Origin of the sequence: Sporosarcina sp. UB5 (assembly GCF_050859005.1) — a bacterium.
Classification (GTDB): Bacteria; Bacillota; Bacilli; order Bacillales_A; family Planococcaceae; genus Sporosarcina.
Genome location: NZ_CP125984.1, coordinates 66,992 through 83,688, shown reverse-complemented (window position 1 = coordinate 83,688; position 16,697 = coordinate 66,992). Strand labels below are relative to the sequence as shown.

The 16,697-nt window shown below is 43.2% G+C and carries 20 protein-coding genes; 8 read left to right on the top strand and 12 right to left on the bottom strand.

The genetic code is table 11. From position 1 onward, the window contains the following. Positions 1 to 120: 120 nt before the first annotated feature. Complete coding sequence (locus QM454_RS00615; protein WP_432360250.1) at positions 121 to 1,185, top strand: NAD(P)/FAD-dependent oxidoreductase; 1,065 nt, start codon at positions 121 to 123, stop codon at positions 1,183 to 1,185. A 76-nt stretch (positions 1,186 to 1,261) separates the two neighbouring features. Here QM454_RS00615 and QM454_RS00610 read toward each other — a convergent pair whose 3' ends face one another. Then, on the bottom strand, positions 1,262 to 1,588 hold the full coding sequence (locus tag QM454_RS00610; protein ID WP_432360248.1) for a YuzD family protein: 327 nt from the start codon (positions 1,586 to 1,588) through the stop codon (positions 1,262 to 1,264). Between the two features lie 84 nt (positions 1,589 to 1,672). Here QM454_RS00610 and QM454_RS00605 point away from each other — a divergent pair, with 84 nt between their 5' ends. After that, on the top strand, positions 1,673 to 1,909 hold the full coding sequence (locus QM454_RS00605; RefSeq protein ID WP_432360245.1) for a NifU family protein: 237 nt from the start codon (positions 1,673 to 1,675) through the stop codon (positions 1,907 to 1,909). Between the two features lie 56 nt (positions 1,910 to 1,965). On the opposite strand, the gene QM454_RS00600 is transcribed toward QM454_RS00605, so the two are convergent. Together QM454_RS00600 and QM454_RS00595 are read right to left on the bottom strand one after the other, a co-directional pair. Further along, on the bottom strand, positions 1,966 to 2,280 hold the full coding sequence (locus QM454_RS00600) for a hypothetical protein (RefSeq protein ID WP_432360242.1): 315 nt from the start codon (positions 2,278 to 2,280) through the stop codon (positions 1,966 to 1,968). Between the two features lie 15 nt (positions 2,281 to 2,295). After that, on the bottom strand, positions 2,296 to 2,976 hold the full coding sequence (locus QM454_RS00595; protein ID WP_432360239.1) for a DUF2225 domain-containing protein: 681 nt from the start codon (positions 2,974 to 2,976) through the stop codon (positions 2,296 to 2,298). Between the two features lie 124 nt (positions 2,977 to 3,100). Between QM454_RS00595 and QM454_RS00590 the strand changes: the two genes are divergently transcribed. The 3 genes from QM454_RS00590 to QM454_RS00580 all read left to right on the top strand — a co-directional run bounded on the left by QM454_RS00590 (position 3,101) and on the right by QM454_RS00580 (position 5,490). After that, positions 3,101 to 3,466, top strand: coding sequence for a HesB/IscA family protein (locus tag QM454_RS00590; RefSeq protein ID WP_432360237.1), 366 nt, complete (start codon positions 3,101 to 3,103; stop codon positions 3,464 to 3,466). Between the two features lie 284 nt (positions 3,467 to 3,750). After that, positions 3,751 to 4,968, top strand: coding sequence for an NAD(P)/FAD-dependent oxidoreductase (locus QM454_RS00585; protein WP_432360234.1), 1,218 nt, complete (start codon positions 3,751 to 3,753; stop codon positions 4,966 to 4,968). 195 nt (positions 4,969 to 5,163) lie between these two features. After that, on the top strand, positions 5,164 to 5,490 hold the full coding sequence (locus tag QM454_RS00580; RefSeq protein WP_432360231.1) for a YuiB family protein: 327 nt from the start codon (positions 5,164 to 5,166) through the stop codon (positions 5,488 to 5,490). Positions 5,491 to 5,537: 47 nt separating this feature from the next. Here QM454_RS00580 and QM454_RS00575 read toward each other — a convergent pair whose 3' ends face one another. Then, positions 5,538 to 6,017: a divergent PAP2 family protein gene (locus QM454_RS00575; RefSeq protein ID WP_432360228.1), complete on the bottom strand. Its 480-nt coding sequence runs from the start codon at positions 6,015 to 6,017 to the stop codon at positions 5,538 to 5,540. 152 nt (positions 6,018 to 6,169) lie between these two features. Here QM454_RS00575 and QM454_RS00570 point away from each other — a divergent pair, with 152 nt between their 5' ends. Together QM454_RS00570 and QM454_RS00565 are read left to right on the top strand one after the other, a co-directional pair. Then, a complete protein-coding gene (locus QM454_RS00570) occupies positions 6,170 to 7,672 on the top strand; it encodes a leucyl aminopeptidase (RefSeq protein WP_432360225.1) in 1,503 nt (500 codons plus the stop codon). A gap of 133 nt (positions 7,673 to 7,805) precedes the next feature. Continuing rightward, complete coding sequence (locus tag QM454_RS00565; RefSeq protein WP_432360222.1) at positions 7,806 to 8,045, top strand: hypothetical protein; 240 nt, start codon at positions 7,806 to 7,808, stop codon at positions 8,043 to 8,045. Positions 8,046 to 8,100: 55 nt separating this feature from the next. Here the strand turns inward: QM454_RS00565 and mnhG are convergent, their stop codons facing one another. Genes mnhG through QM454_RS00530 form a run of 7 tightly spaced genes read right to left on the bottom strand, consistent with a single transcriptional unit; the run spans position 8,101 to position 13,888 of the window. Further along, a complete protein-coding gene (gene mnhG / locus QM454_RS00560) occupies positions 8,101 to 8,478 on the bottom strand; it encodes a monovalent cation/H(+) antiporter subunit G (protein ID WP_432363807.1) in 378 nt (125 codons plus the stop codon). After that, positions 8,462 to 8,743 carry a Na(+)/H(+) antiporter subunit F1 gene (locus QM454_RS00555; RefSeq protein WP_432360219.1) on the bottom strand — a complete coding sequence of 94 codons (282 nt, stop codon included), beginning with the start codon at positions 8,741 to 8,743 and terminating at the stop codon, positions 8,462 to 8,464. Before QM454_RS00555 ends, mnhG begins: the two co-directional genes overlap by 17 nt. Continuing rightward, on the bottom strand, positions 8,740 to 9,219 hold the full coding sequence (locus QM454_RS00550) for a Na+/H+ antiporter subunit E (RefSeq protein WP_432360216.1): 480 nt from the start codon (positions 9,217 to 9,219) through the stop codon (positions 8,740 to 8,742). The genes QM454_RS00555 and QM454_RS00550 overlap by 4 nt, the downstream gene beginning before the upstream one ends. Positions 9,220 to 9,225: 6 nt before the next feature. Beyond that, a complete protein-coding gene (locus QM454_RS00545) occupies positions 9,226 to 10,707 on the bottom strand; it encodes a Na+/H+ antiporter subunit D (protein ID WP_432360213.1) in 1,482 nt (493 codons plus the stop codon). Then, on the bottom strand, positions 10,700 to 11,041 hold the full coding sequence (locus QM454_RS00540) for a Na(+)/H(+) antiporter subunit C (protein ID WP_432360210.1): 342 nt from the start codon (positions 11,039 to 11,041) through the stop codon (positions 10,700 to 10,702). Before QM454_RS00540 ends, QM454_RS00545 begins: the two co-directional genes overlap by 8 nt. Beyond that, positions 11,041 to 11,463 carry a Na(+)/H(+) antiporter subunit B gene (locus QM454_RS00535; RefSeq protein WP_432360208.1) on the bottom strand — a complete coding sequence of 141 codons (423 nt, stop codon included), beginning with the start codon at positions 11,461 to 11,463 and terminating at the stop codon, positions 11,041 to 11,043. Before QM454_RS00535 ends, QM454_RS00540 begins: the two co-directional genes overlap by 1 nt. After that, positions 11,450 to 13,888, bottom strand: a complete 2,439-nt coding sequence (locus tag QM454_RS00530; RefSeq protein WP_432360205.1) for a Na+/H+ antiporter subunit A — start codon at positions 13,886 to 13,888, stop codon at positions 11,450 to 11,452. The genes QM454_RS00535 and QM454_RS00530 overlap by 14 nt, the downstream gene beginning before the upstream one ends. Before the next feature lie 133 nt (positions 13,889 to 14,021). On the opposite strand from QM454_RS00530, the gene QM454_RS00525 reads away from it, so the two are divergent. Continuing rightward, on the top strand, positions 14,022 to 14,582 hold the full coding sequence (locus tag QM454_RS00525; protein WP_432360202.1) for a DUF5366 family protein: 561 nt from the start codon (positions 14,022 to 14,024) through the stop codon (positions 14,580 to 14,582). Between the two features lie 241 nt (positions 14,583 to 14,823). Here QM454_RS00525 and QM454_RS00520 read toward each other — a convergent pair whose 3' ends face one another. Next, entirely contained in the window at positions 14,824 to 16,692 is a 1,869-nt protein-coding gene (locus QM454_RS00520; RefSeq protein ID WP_432363805.1) for a transglycosylase domain-containing protein, read from the bottom strand. Between the last annotated feature and the right edge of the window lie 5 nt (positions 16,693 to 16,697).

The window sequence follows — 16,697 nt, the reverse complement described above, 5'->3', positions numbered from 1 at the left end:
GGCATCCTACGCTTATTTTCACTTTCCGTCAAATCCGATGCCTTATTGTGAAAAATCTCACAAACTGGTATAATCATGAAGGGAACAAATCGGAAAATTCGAATGAAAAAGGAGAAAGCTATGAGAAAACTAGTGTTATTAGGTGCAGGCTATGGTAATATGCGTATTTTACTTCGTCTATTGAATAAAGAATTGCCCGCCGATCTGGAAATCATATTGATTGACAGGACACCTTTCCATAGTCTTAAAACAGAATTTTATGCATTGGCAGCAGGAACGGCACCAGATTCGGACATCCGTGTCGCTCTCCCAAAACATGAAAAACTGAAGTTCGTCGAAGGGGAAATCGAGAAAATTAAGTTGGAAGACAATGTGATTGCCCTTAAAAATGGCGTAGAAATTCCGTATGACGACCTCGTCATTGGACTCGGCTGCGAGGATAATTACCACGACGTTCCTGGAGCTGCGGAATACACGAGCAGCATCCAGACAATCGGACAATCACGCGCCACCTACAAGCAGCTGCTAGGCCTTGGAGGCGGTGCTACAGTCGGTATCATTGGAGCAGGTTTAAGCGGTATTGAACTTGCGAGTGAGCTCCGTGAAAGCCGGCCGGATTTGAAAATTAAATTATTCGATCGTGGCCCACGCATTATGAAGGATTTCCCTGAACGGCTAAGCAATTACGTCCAAGATTGGTTCGACAAGCACGAAGTGGAAGTTGTTTCGAATTCAAACATAACGAAAATCGAAGAGAATGTCCTTTTCAATCATGAAGACGAAATCCATGTTGACGCTGTCGTATGGACTGCTGGAATCCAGCCAGTAGCTGTCGCGCGTGAATTGGACGTAGAAAAGAAAAAGGGACGTATTGTGCTGAATAAATACCACCAAATTCCGGGCTATGAAAACGCGTACGTCGTCGGAGACATCGCCGATTTGCCTCACGCACCAAGCGCTCAGCTCGCTGAGGAGCAGGCAGAACAAATCGTCCGTGTGCTTCGCCATGTATGGAACAATGAACCATTTCCGGAAGAGATGCCCGAAATTAAGCTGAAAGGCTTCATGGGCTCATTAGGGAAGAAACAAGGCTTCGCCTACCTTGCAGACCGCACAGTTACAGGACGGATCGCAAGACTGTTGAAGTCGGGTGTGTTGTGGATGTACAAATGGCATAATGGGTAATAGAAAAAACCTTTTCCCGAACACGCGGAAAAGGTTTTTCGTTCTCAGTTACTTTGTATCATTATCAATCAATACATTACGCCGGAATGAATCCGTGTTTCTCCAATTCATTGAATACTGGCTTCAACTGAATGTAACCTTCACCAATCACTTCGTCCTCAACGATGACTAGAGGATAGAAGTATTCATCATTTTTCACTTGCTCCGCAATCGTTCTTTGTTTCGGATCCGCAATATCCGATTCGATATCGATGTATTCAATATCGAATGACTGCCCCGGATATTTTCTGCCGATCGCTGCCTGCAACCATTCGTATGTGTCTTTCGAAGAAGGTGCATTCACACAGCTTGCGCAAATAATATCTGCACCGTAAATTTCAATTTTCACGTTGTTCTTCTCCACAATTACAACCCCTTCCGATTCTCTAATGGATTTTTTATTGAATCCAGTTTATAATAAGTATAATGAAAGGAGAGAAATATTACAATGACAGATACAGCGATGATGGAACCCGTACAAGAAGTTTTAAATAAACTACGCCCTTTCCTCCTGCGTGATGGAGGAGACTGTGAGCTCGTCGATATTGAAGATGGAGTCGTTAAGCTTCGTCTCCTAGGTGCTTGCGGCACATGCCCAAGTTCGACAATTACGTTGAAAGCAGGTATTGAAAGAGCTTTGCTTGAAGAAGTACCTGGTGTCGTGGAAGTCGAGCAAGTATTCTAATTGAAATAGGGACTGTCCAGAATGAATTTTCTCTGGCGGTCCCTATTTATTTTGAATTAATTTAGAAGAGTGTTCAAAGTGAGCCATCCCGCGCTCAAAGTCGACCGTTCCGCGCCCAAAGTAAGGCTTCCCGCGTCCAAAGTGAGGCGTTCCGCGCTCAAAGTAAGGCGTCCCGCGTCCAAAGTGAGGCGTTCCGCGCCCAAAGTGAGGCGTTCCGCGTCCAAAGTGAGGCGTTCCGCGCCCAAAGTCGGCCGTCCCGCGCTCAAAGTGAGGCGTTCCGCGCTCAAAGTCGACCGTCCCGCGCTCAAAGCGAGCCATTCCGCGTCCAAAGTGAGGCGTTCCGCGCTCAAAGCCGACCGTTCAACGTCCAAACCAATCCACCTCTATTAAACTTTCTGCTCCCTAATTTCCTGCCATCTATCTTTTGCCATGTCAATAACTTTCGGATCGGTCGATGTCCGTTGGCTTTCAATAACTCTCGAAAAGTTCCGTATTGCCTCTTCCGAATCACCGATTTGATAGGATAGTTCGGCCATCAAATACAATACTCTCGTTTCGGACATTTGCGTCCCTGCATGATCCCCAGCGGAATATGCTTGCGTATACAAATCTCGGGATACTGCCCTAAATCGCTTGCTAGACTCGAAGTCTTCGATATCGTCATAGAGCCAAGCGATACGCAATGTGATGCCTGCTATCGTCAGAGACTTTTCTTTCTTCACATTCGCACTTAAATAAGCGAGCTTATACGTTTCTATCGCTTCATCAATTGTCCGTTCGTCTCCGAACGATCTGCCATTCCAAAGGGAAGTGATCGTTTGCGCAATTTCCTTTTTAACACGGGGAGCAAAATAAGCGGAAAACTCATCGGTGAAGGCAAATCCGCATTTTGGGCAAACGGCCACATTATAAAAAATAGGGTTGACAGTTGAATCCGCATATATTGGTTTAAAGTCATTTTCATGCGATGAAACACGGACGAAGCGTGAACGTATCTTAGTTGTAGTAAATTTCTCCTGGCAATTCAAGCAATCCATTTTCTTTACATAAGTCGCACCTATTTCCAATTGCAATCACCCTTTCGCACTATATGATTTAGTATACAACATCTCGGACTGATTTGAGGGAATATGATTGCGTAATCAGTAAAATCATTGATATGATAGAGGAAAAGCAGGAAGGTGGATGTAAATGAAACAATACGTTGAAATTACTGAAGCTGCGGCATTCCATGTCAAGGAAATGATGGCACATAACGGTGAGGAAGGTTCATTCCTTCGCGTTGCAGTGAACGGCGGAGGTTGCAGTGGATTAACATACGGCTTAGGATTCGAAGAGCAAAAATCCGATGATGATTATCTTTTATCTCAGCACGATATTCAAATTGTCATTTCTAAAGACGATGCTGGAATACTTGAGGGCACGATAGTCGACTACAAAGAATCATTAATGGGTGGGGGATTCACGATTGAAAATCCGAATGCCATCGCATCATGTGGCTGCGGAACTTCATTCAGAACGGCTAAGAAAGTTGGCACGCCAGAATCTTGTGATTAAGCTATTTAACTAAAACGAAAATAAAGAACGTTATGGCGTGAATAATTAAGTTCCCTCCTACTATCCGGATAAGCCTTCCAGGTTAAATCTGTATAGGGAGGGACTTTTTATTATATTCTAATAAGTGACTCTTATCATAATGAGTTGAAAAGGCTTACAAAAAAGGCTACTATGATAGTGTAGAAGTTTGTCGAAATAATGACAAATGCCAGGACTGGGCGAGTCGTCGAATCCGATTTCCACCGGACCCGGCACATAATAAAATTAAAGGTGGTTCGATTTTCGTGAAAAGACCGACAATCTTAGTATTAGGTGCGGGTTACGGCGGATTATCGACAGTCGTTAACTTGCAGAAATCACTAGGCACTGACGAGGCGGATATTGTACTCATCAACAAAAATGAATACCATTATGAGTCGACTTGGCTACATGAAGCGGCTGCAGGAACGTTATCACCTGAACAAGTTCGCTACGATATTAAAGATGTGATCGACGTAGGAAAAGTAGAATTTGTTCAAGCTAAAGTTCAAGCGATCGATATTCAAGAAAAAGTTGTTACGACGAATGTCGGTACGCATACGTATGACTATCTTGTCATTGCGTTAGGTTTCGAAGGTGAAACGTTCGGTATTCCAGGTCTTGACAAATATTCATTGTCTATTGCTAACGTTAATGCAGCTCGTCAAATTCGTGAACATATCGAATACCAATTTGCAACATGGTCTATTGAAGAAGAAAAAGACGATAGCCGTTTAACAATCGTGGTCGGCGGAGCAGGCTTCACAGGAATTGAATTTTTAGGTGAACTAGGAAATCGTGTCCCTGAGTTATGTGAGGAATTCGATGTACCGCGAGAGAAGGTTAGGGTTATTTGTGTAGAAGCGGCACCTATGGTTCTACCAGGGTTCGATCCAGAATTAGTAGATTATGCGGTAAGACAGTTGAAAGCGAAAGGAATTGAATTTTCAATTGGTACGCCAGTTGTGGAAGCAACTCCTGAAGGTGTCAACGTTAAAAAAGGCGAAGATGAATTTGAATTCATTAAAGCTGGCACTGTCGTATGGGCAGCTGGAGTTCGAGGCAACCGACTGATTGAAGAGACAGGTATTGAAAACATGCGTGCACGTGTCAAAGTTGAAAGTGACCTTCGTGCTCCTGGACTCGATGACGTGTTCATCGTCGGAGACTGCGCATTAATGATTGATGAAGAGACGAATCGTCCATATCCTCCGACAGCTCAAATTGCTATGCAACAAGGTGAAATGTGTGCGAACAACGTAATCGCATTAATTAAGGGTAACCCAACTTCCGAATTTACGCCAGATCTTAAAGGCGCAATTGCTTCCCTTGGTGATGACGATGCAATCGGTGTCGCTTTCGGCAAGAAGTTAACAGGTAAAAAAGCATCTTTCATGAAAAAGATGGTTGATAACCGTGCGCTGTACATGATTGGTGGATTAGGTTTAACTATTAAAAAAGGTAAGTTTAATTTACTTAAATAATAAATGCAATCATATTCTAGTAGACACCTGCCTAAAGTACGAGGCAGGTGTTTTTTAGGGGACGTACGTGTTAGCGAAAAACTATTCTATTATAAACGAACAAAAGTAATGTTCAAATTTCGACAAATCATAGAATTTATTGAAAGCGTTCATCCGTTCCTGTAAAATGATGAGAGGAAAACGGAGGTAAATAAATTGGGAACAATTTCATTGACACATGTCGTTTTATCCATAATTATTTTCATGGTCATGTTTTTCGGGATAGGATTCTTGCTGAATATGCTACTCCGTATGACGTGGTTGATGGCAATCGTTTATCCGATAGTCGTCATTTTGATAATCGATGAAGTGAAAGTTTATGAGTATTTTACAAAACCGGGCTATTCATTTAGTTTGCTCGGCGAAAAATTCATATCGCTTCATGCAGCCGATATTATCATTCTTGCAAGTGGACTCGTTGGCGCCATCATTTCTGGGTTTGTTATGAAACTACTAAGGAAGCAAGGATATCAGATGTTCTAAAGAAAAAGGAAGAAGGTGTCTCCGTTATGGAGCACCTTCTTCTTTGTTTATGACACAATAAATGAATACGTGATGACGGAAATGAAGATTCCAGTCAAGGAGCCCGCAAATACTTCGCTAGGCTTATGGCCAAGTAGGGTTTTCAGTTCCTGAATTTTTTGCTGACCATCTTTCTGTTGCCAGCCTTTCATTTCGGTCACGAAAGTTTGAAAATCCAATCTCATTTGATTAATGATCAATGCTTGCTGTCCAGCCTGATAACGAATACCGGTTGCGTCAAACATGACGATAACTGCGAAAATCGCGGATACAGCGAAAAGCGGGGAGCCGAGTCCAACTTCATAAGCAATCGCTGTCGTTAGTGCAGATACTGCCGCTGAATGGGAGCTAGGCATGCCGCCCGTAGACGTCATTAATTTCCAATCCAATTTTTTTGTAAATAAAAAGTGAATCGGGATTTTAACGAACTGAGCGAACAAAATCGCAAATAATGCCGCGAGGAGCGGAGTGTTTTGCAATAAGGACATAATTCCACTCCTTTTCAAATAAAAAATATATAGTTAGTATACCATAACAGAAGTCGTTGCCTATTGAAAATCCGATTTTTTCGAATGATTATTTTGGTTCGATAAGGTGTTGGTATATAATAGAGGATGTATGAAAAGTGGGAGGTAGTCAAATGAAAACATCATTTATTGAACCTGGATTCGATAATTTGAACTCGGAAGTGCTCGTTGTAGGGGTTCCTGAGCACCCGGAAAATGTGGAAGGCTGGAAAACATTCGCCGACTCATTCAGTCCACGTCTCGCGGATTGGGTAAAAGCGGGTGATATTAAAACGGATTTCAAGAAAATTAGTAAATTGCCTGCGTTAGAAGCGCGCGGATACGATCGTGTCCTCTTCATCGGGTTAGGGGCGTCAAAAAAGTTGACGGAAGATCGCTTGCGTCAAGCATTTGCAGCTGTTGGTAAGGAGCTAAAGTCTTTAAAAGCATCATCATTAGCAATTTGGACAGCGCCATTCACGAATGATAACTTGACGTGTGAAGATGTTGTTTTTGCCTCTGCAGAAGGAATTGGCATGGGTACTTATCAATTTGAAGGCTATAAAACCGACTCGAACGAAAAAGATGTCTCATTGGAAGCAGTAACTTTTATAACGGCTGCGGACGAAGATGAATTGAAGGCAGCGTTTGAAGTAGGCAGTACATATGCAGATGCGGTGAATGAGGCACGTACGCTTGTCAATACACCACCAAATCTTCTGACCGCTACGAAAATGGCGGATTACGCAAAAGAACTTGCGGAGAAATACGACTTTGAAATTGAAGTGCTCGGCAAAAAAGAGATGGAAGAGCTAGGGATGGGCGCAATTTTGGCGGTCAATAAAGGATCCGTTGAAGAGCCTCGTCTGATCGTATTAAAGTATGCCGGAACTGAGCAATGGGAAGATGTTGTCGGACTCGTAGGTAAAGGCGTGACGTACGATACGGGCGGCTACTCATTGAAACCGCGTGATGGTATGGTTGGCATGAAAGGCGACATGGGCGGCGCGGCAGCTGTACTTGGAGCGATGAAAATTATTGGAGAACTACGTCCAGCGAAAAACGTTGTTGCGGTAATTGGAGCGACCGATAATATGATTTCCGGAGAAGCATTAAAGCCGGATGATGTCATTACATCACTTAGCGGAAAAACGATTGAAGTGCTAAACACTGATGCGGAAGGACGACTCGTTTTAGCTGATGCGGTCACGTACGCGAAGCAATCAGGCGCTAGTTACTTAATCGATGTTGCGACGCTTACAGGAGGCGTTATCGTCGCATTAGGCAATGATAAGACGGGTGCGCTAACGAATGATGAAGCGTTTTTTGAAGAATTCATGCAAGCATCTTTGGAAACAGGCGAATTCGTCTGGAGACTTCCGCTCACAGAAAACGATAAGAAACGCATTCGAAAAAGCGAAGTGGCTGATTTGAATAACTCCCCGGGCCGAGATGGTCATATGATCTTTGGAGGAGGGTTTGTTGGCGAGTTTGCGGAAGATACTCCATGGATCCATCTGGACATCGCAGGCACGTCTGATGCGTCTGCAGCGCATGATCTTGGTCCGAAAGGTGGAACAGGTGTCATGGTCCGTACACTTGCTACGATTGTAGAACGGATGGCAGATGCTGATTAACGATATGTAAGCTATAGATATCTCTGTAACAACGAATAAAGGCACAGCCAAGTGTTATCAATTCGATTCATAGGCATACGTCCTTCCTCACTTCGCCCGTTACGAATAGGATAAGTGAGAAAGGGGGATATAGATGGTACGATATAGGTACGGTGGTTATGGCAGAGGTTATAGCAGAGGTTATGGACGAGGTGGAGCTGGTTTTGGATTTGGAATTGGGGGGCCATTTTTAGGAGGTTTATTCGGTAGCTTCCTTGGCAGTGCATTATTTCCACCTTACTATCCTTATGGATATGGGTATCCATATAGCTATCCTTATGGGTATGGGTATCCACCATATTACAATTATCCACCATACGGTTATCCATATTGAAAAACACACTCGGCTTCCACATTGGAATGCCGAGTGTGTTATTTTAGTTAGAATATTAATCCTTTAATTGTTGCATATTCTTCGCTTTAGCCTCTTTAACAGCATCCTTCAAGTCATCTCCGACTGTCATTTCGGAAGGCTTAACTCCTGACATATAAGCGGCACGTCCCATTAAATGACCACCGATTGGGGAAGTGATGAATAGAAAGAGAATCCCTAGAAGAAGCGAGATACTGAAATGTCCCTCTTTCAACCAGAAATGAAAGAATACACCAAGCAATATACTCATGACGCCAAGTGTGGCACTTTTCGATGCAGCATGTGCACGTGTATAGACGTCTGGCAATCGTAAAATACCGATCATCGTCACAAGCGTAAAAATGATGCCGACGACAATTGGGATAACAATTAAGAAGTTAGCGATTACGGTCATGTTCAATAATTTCTCCTTTCTCAATAAACTTGGAGAATGATACTGTACCGATGAACGACATAATGGCAATGAGCAAAATTACATCGATGAAAAAGATGGTGTCGAACAAGATGGAAATAAGTGCGATTGCCGAAATGAGCATAACACCTATACCGTCTAGAGCGATGAGTCGATCGGGAACGGAAGGACCGCGGAATACTCGCACCATAATACCGATCATGGCCAATACAACAAGAATTAAAGACACCCATATGAACATCATCATGCTCGACTCACCTCCATTATCGCCTTTTCAAATGAATTCTTTATCGAATCAATCGCCTCGTCCACATCACTAACGTCTATGGCATGGATGTATAAAGTCCGTTGATCATCCGATACGTGAAGGACGACCGTCCCAGGTGTCAGCGTAATTAAGCTCGATAAAAGAGTAATTTCCCAATCATGTTTTAATTCGGTCGGCAGAGCGAATATCATTGGTTGGAGCTTCAATTTAGGACGTATGACGAGCATCAGAACAGAAATATTAGACATCGTCAACTCTTTGAAGAACAGCAATGTCAATTTAAATGCCGCCCAAAGACGCCATATATATAGCCTTGAATTAAAAAATCGCCGCGTAATGATAATCAAAATTAGACCGATTAAATAACCGATGATGAACGTTGTCGCACTCAATGAAGAGCTCATGAACATCCAAACGACCGCGATGAAAACGTTTAGTAATAGTTGAAATGCCATCGACATCTACTCCTTTAGCACCGCATCAATATAGATGGATGGTTGTAGTAATACGTCCGTGGCGTCTGTCATGTAAGGGATGAGCCATTCAGTGCCAATCCCGTAAAGAACCGATAGGATGACTAGCACGATTGCAGGAAGCATCATGCGTGCGTATGGCTTCCGATCCGTTTTAGGCAGTTCCACAGCCTCTCCCCAGAACGCATAGATGAAAATACGAATTACAGATAGCAACACGATGAGGCTGGACGCGAGGATAATAATACTTCCCCAAACATTACCGGCCTGAAATGCGCCTTGTGCAATGAGCAATTTACCGACGAACCCACTTAACGGTGGAATACCCGCCAATCCGAAGGCAGCAATTAAGTAGAACCACCCAAGCGGAGCATGGGTTTTCATCAATCCGCCCATTTTTCGTAAATTCGACGTTCCGGTTACATATATAATAATGCCAATCAACAGGAACAATGCGCCTTTAATAAGCATGTCATGTACGAGATAGAAAATGGCGCCAGAAATGCCGGCTTCATTCATTTGAGCCGCTCCAAATAGGATGACTCCGACCGCAATGACGATATTGTAAATAATAATTTGTTTAAGATCGAAATACGCAAGCGCTCCAACACAGCCGACAATGACAGTTAGAATAGATACAACCATCAAAATCTCGTGAGTGACGCCGGTATTGTGAATGAAAAACAACGTATACGTCCTCATAATCGCGTACACACCGACTTTAGTGAGTAACGCACCGAACAGGGCGAGTACCGGAATAGGCGGTGCTGCATACGATCCTGGAAGCCAGAAGTAGAGTGGGAAGATTGCCCCTTTGACCCCAAAAACGATCAACATGAGAACTGCGATTACCGTAACAATTCCAGGTTGGCCAATCTCCGCAATTTTCACCGAAATATCAGCCATGTTCAACGTGCCGACGACGGAATAAAGATAAGCGACTGTAATGACGAATAATGCTGAAGAAACGACATTGACAAGTATGTACTTGATCGATTCACGTAATTGTTTCTTTTCGCCACCAAGAACGATTAATAAGTATGACGCGATCAGTAACACTTCGAAAAAGACGAACATGTTGAATATATCGCCGGTTGTGAAAGCGCCATTCACGCCCGTCACCATGAATAGGATGGCAGGGTAGTAGAAGAATCTCTCCCGCTCTTCACCGATTGAGGTGAAGCTATAAACAACGACAAACAATGTTATTAAAAGAGTTGTCGTTACTAGCAGTGCCGAGAACATGTCCGACACCATTGATATCCCGAACGGGGCAGGCCAGCTACCGAGCGTGACTACTTGCACCCCTTCCAACTTGACGGTTACTAACAAATAGAACGAAGCGATTAGGCTGATAATGACACCAACCAATGACAATACTCGTTGTACGCGAACGTTCTCTTTAAAGAACAGCAACAGAATCGCAAAAAGGAAAGGGAGGATGATTGGGAATAAAAGTAAGTTAATCATGTTCATCATTTCCTTTCAATTGATTCATGTCATCGGTTTTATGAACAGCGAAAGCACGGTAAGCCATGACGAGCATGAAGGCTGTAACACCGAAGCTGATGACGATCGCTGTTAAGATGAGCGCTTGTGGCAATGGATCGGCAAAGTCCGTTACACCTTCCGAAATAACAGGTGGTGCAAGGCCTCCGAGCCCACCCATCGTCAGGATGAGCAAGTGAGCGCCATGGCTCAATAATCCTGTGCCGATAATAATTTTCAATAGACTTCTCGATAGAATTAAATAGACTGCGGCGGTGAATAAAACACCGATTAAAATAGCCATTACTAATTCCATTACGAATCCCCCCCAATTGACTGGATGAATGTAATCACCGAGCCGACGACGACGAGGAATACGCCAGCGTCAAATACCATCGCTGTATGAAGGGAAGTCACTCCGAATAACGGCAATGTAAAGTAGTCAAAAGCATGTGTAAAGAACGGGACGTTGAAAAGAATCGCACCAGCTGCAGTCCCGAGCGCCAATAATAACCCAATCGCAGTCATGATTGTGAAATTGAATGGCAATGCTTTCTGCACCGTTTTTAAATCAAAGGCTAGCAATAGGAGAACAATCGCCCCTGTCGTCAGCAATCCACCAACGAAGCCTCCACCAGGTGTATAGTGCCCTGCAAAGAAAATATGGATAGAAAAAAGGAAAATGATGAAAAATACAACTTTCGTCGTCGTTTGTAAAATGACGTCATTTGTTTTCATCTGAACTCTCCTTTCTCGCCAGTCGAAGTTTAATCATACTAATAACGCCGATTCCGGCAATTGCCAGGACCGCAATTTCGAATAACGTATCAAATCCACGGTAATCTACGAGGATGACGTTAACGATATTCCCTCCACCGGCTTCTGTTTCAACAGTATCTTTGTAGTATTGAGAAATGGATACAACAAGTTTCTGTGAATGTGAAGACAACGCAACCAATGTTACAGTTAAGCCGACTCCTAGAGCAATAATACCGTTTACGAGCTTATTGCTTTTCGTTTCACCATGATCGGATAGCTTTGGCAAATGTTGAAATGCCAATAAGAATAGCGCAACCGATACGGTTTCAATAACTAATTGTGTAAGTGCCAAATCTGGCGCTTTGAAAATAACGAAGAACAGAGCGACTGAATAGCCGACAGCCCCGAGCGAAATAATTGCAGACAGTCTTGTTTTAGATAGCAATACGAATGCGACTGCCAACAACAGGACGACGGCATTAATAATTCCGTACACACTTACTTTTGTAAAGCTAGACATATTTACAACGAATGCATCTTGAAGGAAGAGCATCGCGATTGTCATAACCGAGAAGAAAGCAAATATATACAACAAATACGTACGGATAAGTCCCGTCATATACATACGAGATAGTCGGTTCATCCCTTTTTCACTAAACGTCATCGTTGCATCATACATTGCGTTTAAGGAAAGAGCGTTAGGCTGGATGCCGTAAAACTTCTGCCATTTCGACAGTGATAAATAGAGAAGGCTACCGACAACTATAATTCCGATCGTCATCCACAGTTCGACAGAAGCGAAGCCGTGCCACGCGGAAACGTGCACCGCAACTTCCGACGGATGGGCATACTGATATGGCTGGATTGCCATGACAGCAGGCTTGACGAGCCATTTCCCGACGACGTTTGGAATGAAAAAGATTCCAACGACAAGCGTTGCAAGAATGACCGGAGATATGAGCATTCCAATCGGTGCCTCATGAGGTTCACTCGGCAACTTTTCAGCCCCTCTTTTTCCGGCGAATGTCTTGAATACAAAATAAAAGCTATAAATGAACGTGAATACACTAGCAATCCACGCTATGACAGGGAAAATGATTCCCCAAGTCGCAAAGTTGAATAATTCAAAGTGGCGGATTGCAAGCATCGATTGTAAAAACATCTCTTTGCTCAAAAAGCCATTAAATGGCGGCAACCCTGCCATAGACATCGACCCGATAAATGCAACAGTAAAACTGACAGGCATGATGCTCATTAGACCACCAAGCTTACGAATATCTCTCGTTCCTGTTTCATGGTCGACAATTCCTGCAATCATGAACAAACTACCTTTGAACGTCGCATGGTTAATTAAATGGAAAATAGCAGCGAACATTGCAAAAGAGAACAATGCTTCATTTACATGGAATGTAATAGCGCCAGCACCGAGCAGCGACATAATTAAGCCGAGCTGACTGACAGTAGAAAAGGCAAGTATCGCCTTCAAATCAGTTTGTTTCACTGCGAAGAGTGAGCCCCAGAACAACGTGAGTAATCCGATGCCCGTTACGAGCCAGATCCACACTTCTGATGCTGCGAAAATCGGAGTAAACCGGGCGACTAAATATAATCCGGCCTTTACCATTGTCGCTGAGTGTAAGTATGCGCTAACAGGTGTAGGCGCTTCCATCGCATCCGGTAACCAAATGTAAAATGGAAACTGTGCGGACTTCGTAAACGCCCCAAGCAAAATAAGTACGAGTGCTAATGTGAAAAACTCATGTCCCACAAATGTAGATGATTGTGCAATCAGTTCCCTTATAGAGAACGTGCCTCCCATAATGCCAAGAAGGATGAACCCCCCAAGCATCATCAGACCACCGAAAACAGTCACCATCATCGATTTCAATGCACCAAATCTTGAACGGTCGCGATTAAACCAATAACCGATTAACAAGAATGATGAAATGGATGTTAGCTCCCAAAATAGATAGAGCGAAATAACATTATCCGATTGGACAACCCCGAGCATTGCGCTCATGAAAAGAAGTAGATAGACGTAGAAGTTGCCTAGTTTCTCCTTGTTTTTATCAAGGTAAAAGATTGAATATAGGACAACTAGCGCTCCAATTCCCGTAATAAGGAGTGAGAATAGAACACTCAATCCATCCAAATAAGATACAAATGAGATGCCGAGCGACGGGATCCATTGCAGTTCAGATAAGGCATGTCCACCGTCCATAGTCGTCTTAATGAACGAGCTATAGTAAATGAATAAAAGAACAGGGACAATTAGTACGAACCAACCAGTATGTATACCTTTCAACTTTTGAGAAAGGAGCGGTATAAATAGGGCCGCCACAATCGGTAGGAAAATAAGTAATACAAATTCCAAAAGTAATCCTCCTTCCAATGAGTGAATCATTATTCTTTACATTGTGTTAAAGTATAACTTAATTTGTGAGCGATTGCATAGGACATATTATGACATTGTTGTAAAATTCGTTTCTCTTCCTATATTATAGGGAAAGATAAATTATTTGCTTTTGGGGTGTCAAATGAGGAATCCTTATCTTTTTGGCTATTTGCCATTTTTAACAATTTCACTTTTTAGTTTAACATTAGGTGTTTATATGGTTGGGGCTTCGATCGTTTTTTTCAGCCAGATCGGTCTTTATGCAGGTATGCGAGAATTTCTAACGGATACACAGTTGCGCCTTTTTCTTCTTGTCATTTATTCGCTTGCTTTTTTTATGATTTTTTCGGCTTTAAAGCTTATTGCGGAAACGATTCACGAAACGGCGATGTTGTTTTTTTCGATCGATGCGGTGGGGGAGTCGTATAGTGAAGCGAAAAGTGGTAATTTGATATACTTTTTTGGAGCGCTTGCTTCGGTAGGTGGGATACAGTCGGTAAAGTTTCTGTTGGGGATTTTCTTATTGACGACATTTATTTATTTTGTTTTTATGATGTTTAAATTGAGCAAGTTTATGACGATGCCGAGCATGGTTGGTTTGTTGTTTTTTGAAATTCTTGTATGGGGTATCTTTTTATCATGTATTATTTACATATTATTGAAGCTTTATAACGGGGTTCTTGCGAGTCTTCCGGTGGTGTAAAGTAGAACCGGTTTTCCGAAGCTTACCGCTCGCTTTCCGCGGGCGTTGCCTCAGCCAATCGAACAGCGAAGGGTTCGATTTGTATGATTTCTGCGATTTTGGCAGAAATCATACATCCGGTGCTCCCAACGCTGTGCTTTTGGTCGCAAAAGCCGTTCTTCGTAACGGCTTTCGCAGGAGTCGAGCGGACGCTTCTCCAAACCAATAAGTCCTATATATAGCGACAAACAAGATAAAAATTTTATTCTGCAATATATAGCAATTCATTAAAAGCGCGTAGGTGGAGTTTTTGGTTGCTTAGGCGCTGGATGGAGGCGGGTTTGTCGTAGCCGATCCAAACGGCTGTCGTGTACCGATCATTCATGCCAGCGACCCATAAGTCTTTGTAGTGGTCTGTCGTACCTGTTTTCGCGCCCGTGTACGACGTTGTATATCGAATTCCTTTCCCTGTGCCGTTTACTACAACATCCTCCATTAAATTCCGGATAGTTGAAACGGTTGTTGCCGACCAAGCTTTTACAGGTTCGACATTCCATTCATAAAGTGTATTGCCTTCACGGTCTTTTACAGCTCTTATTGCGTGAGGGCGGGAATATGTGCCGTCTGTGAAACTTGAATAGGCGGATGCGAGCTCGAGTGGCGTCACTCCTCGATGAAATCCTCCAAGAGCGGCAGGGTAGGTGAAGTCCGCGTCAGTTATATTGTTGAAACGGAATACTTTTAAGTAGTCAAACGCCTCTTCAATTCCGACAGTGCGAAACAATCGTACAGCTGCCGTGTTATGGCTGTATCGAAATGCTTGCTTCACGGTCGTCATCCCGTACGAATAGCCACCAATATTTTTCGGGCAGTATGATCCAATGCAAATATTGCTGCTATCGATTTGCGTACTTTCTTTATAAGGACCGCTTTCAAAATACGGAGCATAGACAAGCAACGGTTTAATGGCGGAGCCGGGTTGTCTTACGGCTTGATACGCTCTGTTAAAGTCCGCTTTACGATACCCTTTGCCTCCGTAGATGCTCACAATTTCTTTCGTTGCATTGTCAATGACAGCTGCCCCTGCTTGTAAGTCCTTCGTTTTTAAGAGGGAATTTAGAGATGTTTCATCATGTTTTTGCTTCGCCGGATCAAGTGCTGTTTCAATTTGGATTCCTCCGGCAATAACATGTGCAGTCCGCTTCTTCAAAGCTTCGACATGCGTACGTCTTTCAGTTAGTGTTGTTGCTGCTTCGATTGCTGCCGTGAACCCTTCAGACTGGCCAATTAACTCCTCCAGCTCCACTAATACGTACGAGCTATACATATTAAATTCATTCGCCTTTAATTTCACATTCAACATAATTTTTTCCTGCTTCCACATTTGCGCTTCCTCTTCCGAAATGACGCCGTTTACTGCTAGGACGGTTAGCAGTAGCTCTTGTCGTTTTTTCGTTGCGTCAAAATGACGTAGTGGGTCATACTTGGAAGGATTGTTCGGGATGGCAGCGACGAATGCCATTTCGGCAGGATTCAATTCATCAAGAGGGCGATTGAAATAATATGTGGCGGCCGCTCCGATTCCATATACTTGATTGCCAAAAAACATTTCATTCAAATACATTTCAAAAATATCGTCTTTTGTCGTCTGTTTCTCAAGTTCCGCTGCGTAAAGCAATTCTTTAAATTTACGTTCATACGTCTTTTCAGTCGTCAGAAATCGCATCCGAACAACTTGTTGGGTAATAGTGGAACCACCTTGGCTCATGTCATCACTTATCGCATTGACAGCGAAGGCTCGGACGATTGCAGCTACATCATAGCCTTTATGGTCAAAAAAACCTTGGTCCTCACTTACGAGGAAAAGTTGCTGAACGAAATCGGGAATGGACTCAAGAGGCAGGGGGTGTCTCCATTCCACATATTCCTCGGCGAAAATCGTTCCGTTTCGGTCAGTCATCGAGATTGGAATGCTGACAGACGGCTCAGTAAGTTCGATTGTTTCACCAATGCTCTCCTTTAATAATTGAGCCTTTGACCATTCGTTTGCAACAGCTTGTTGAATGACAAAGAACAAAGGAATCATCATTAACGTTACGAGAAAACTTGTAATCTTTTTCAAAATTGTCACCCCTT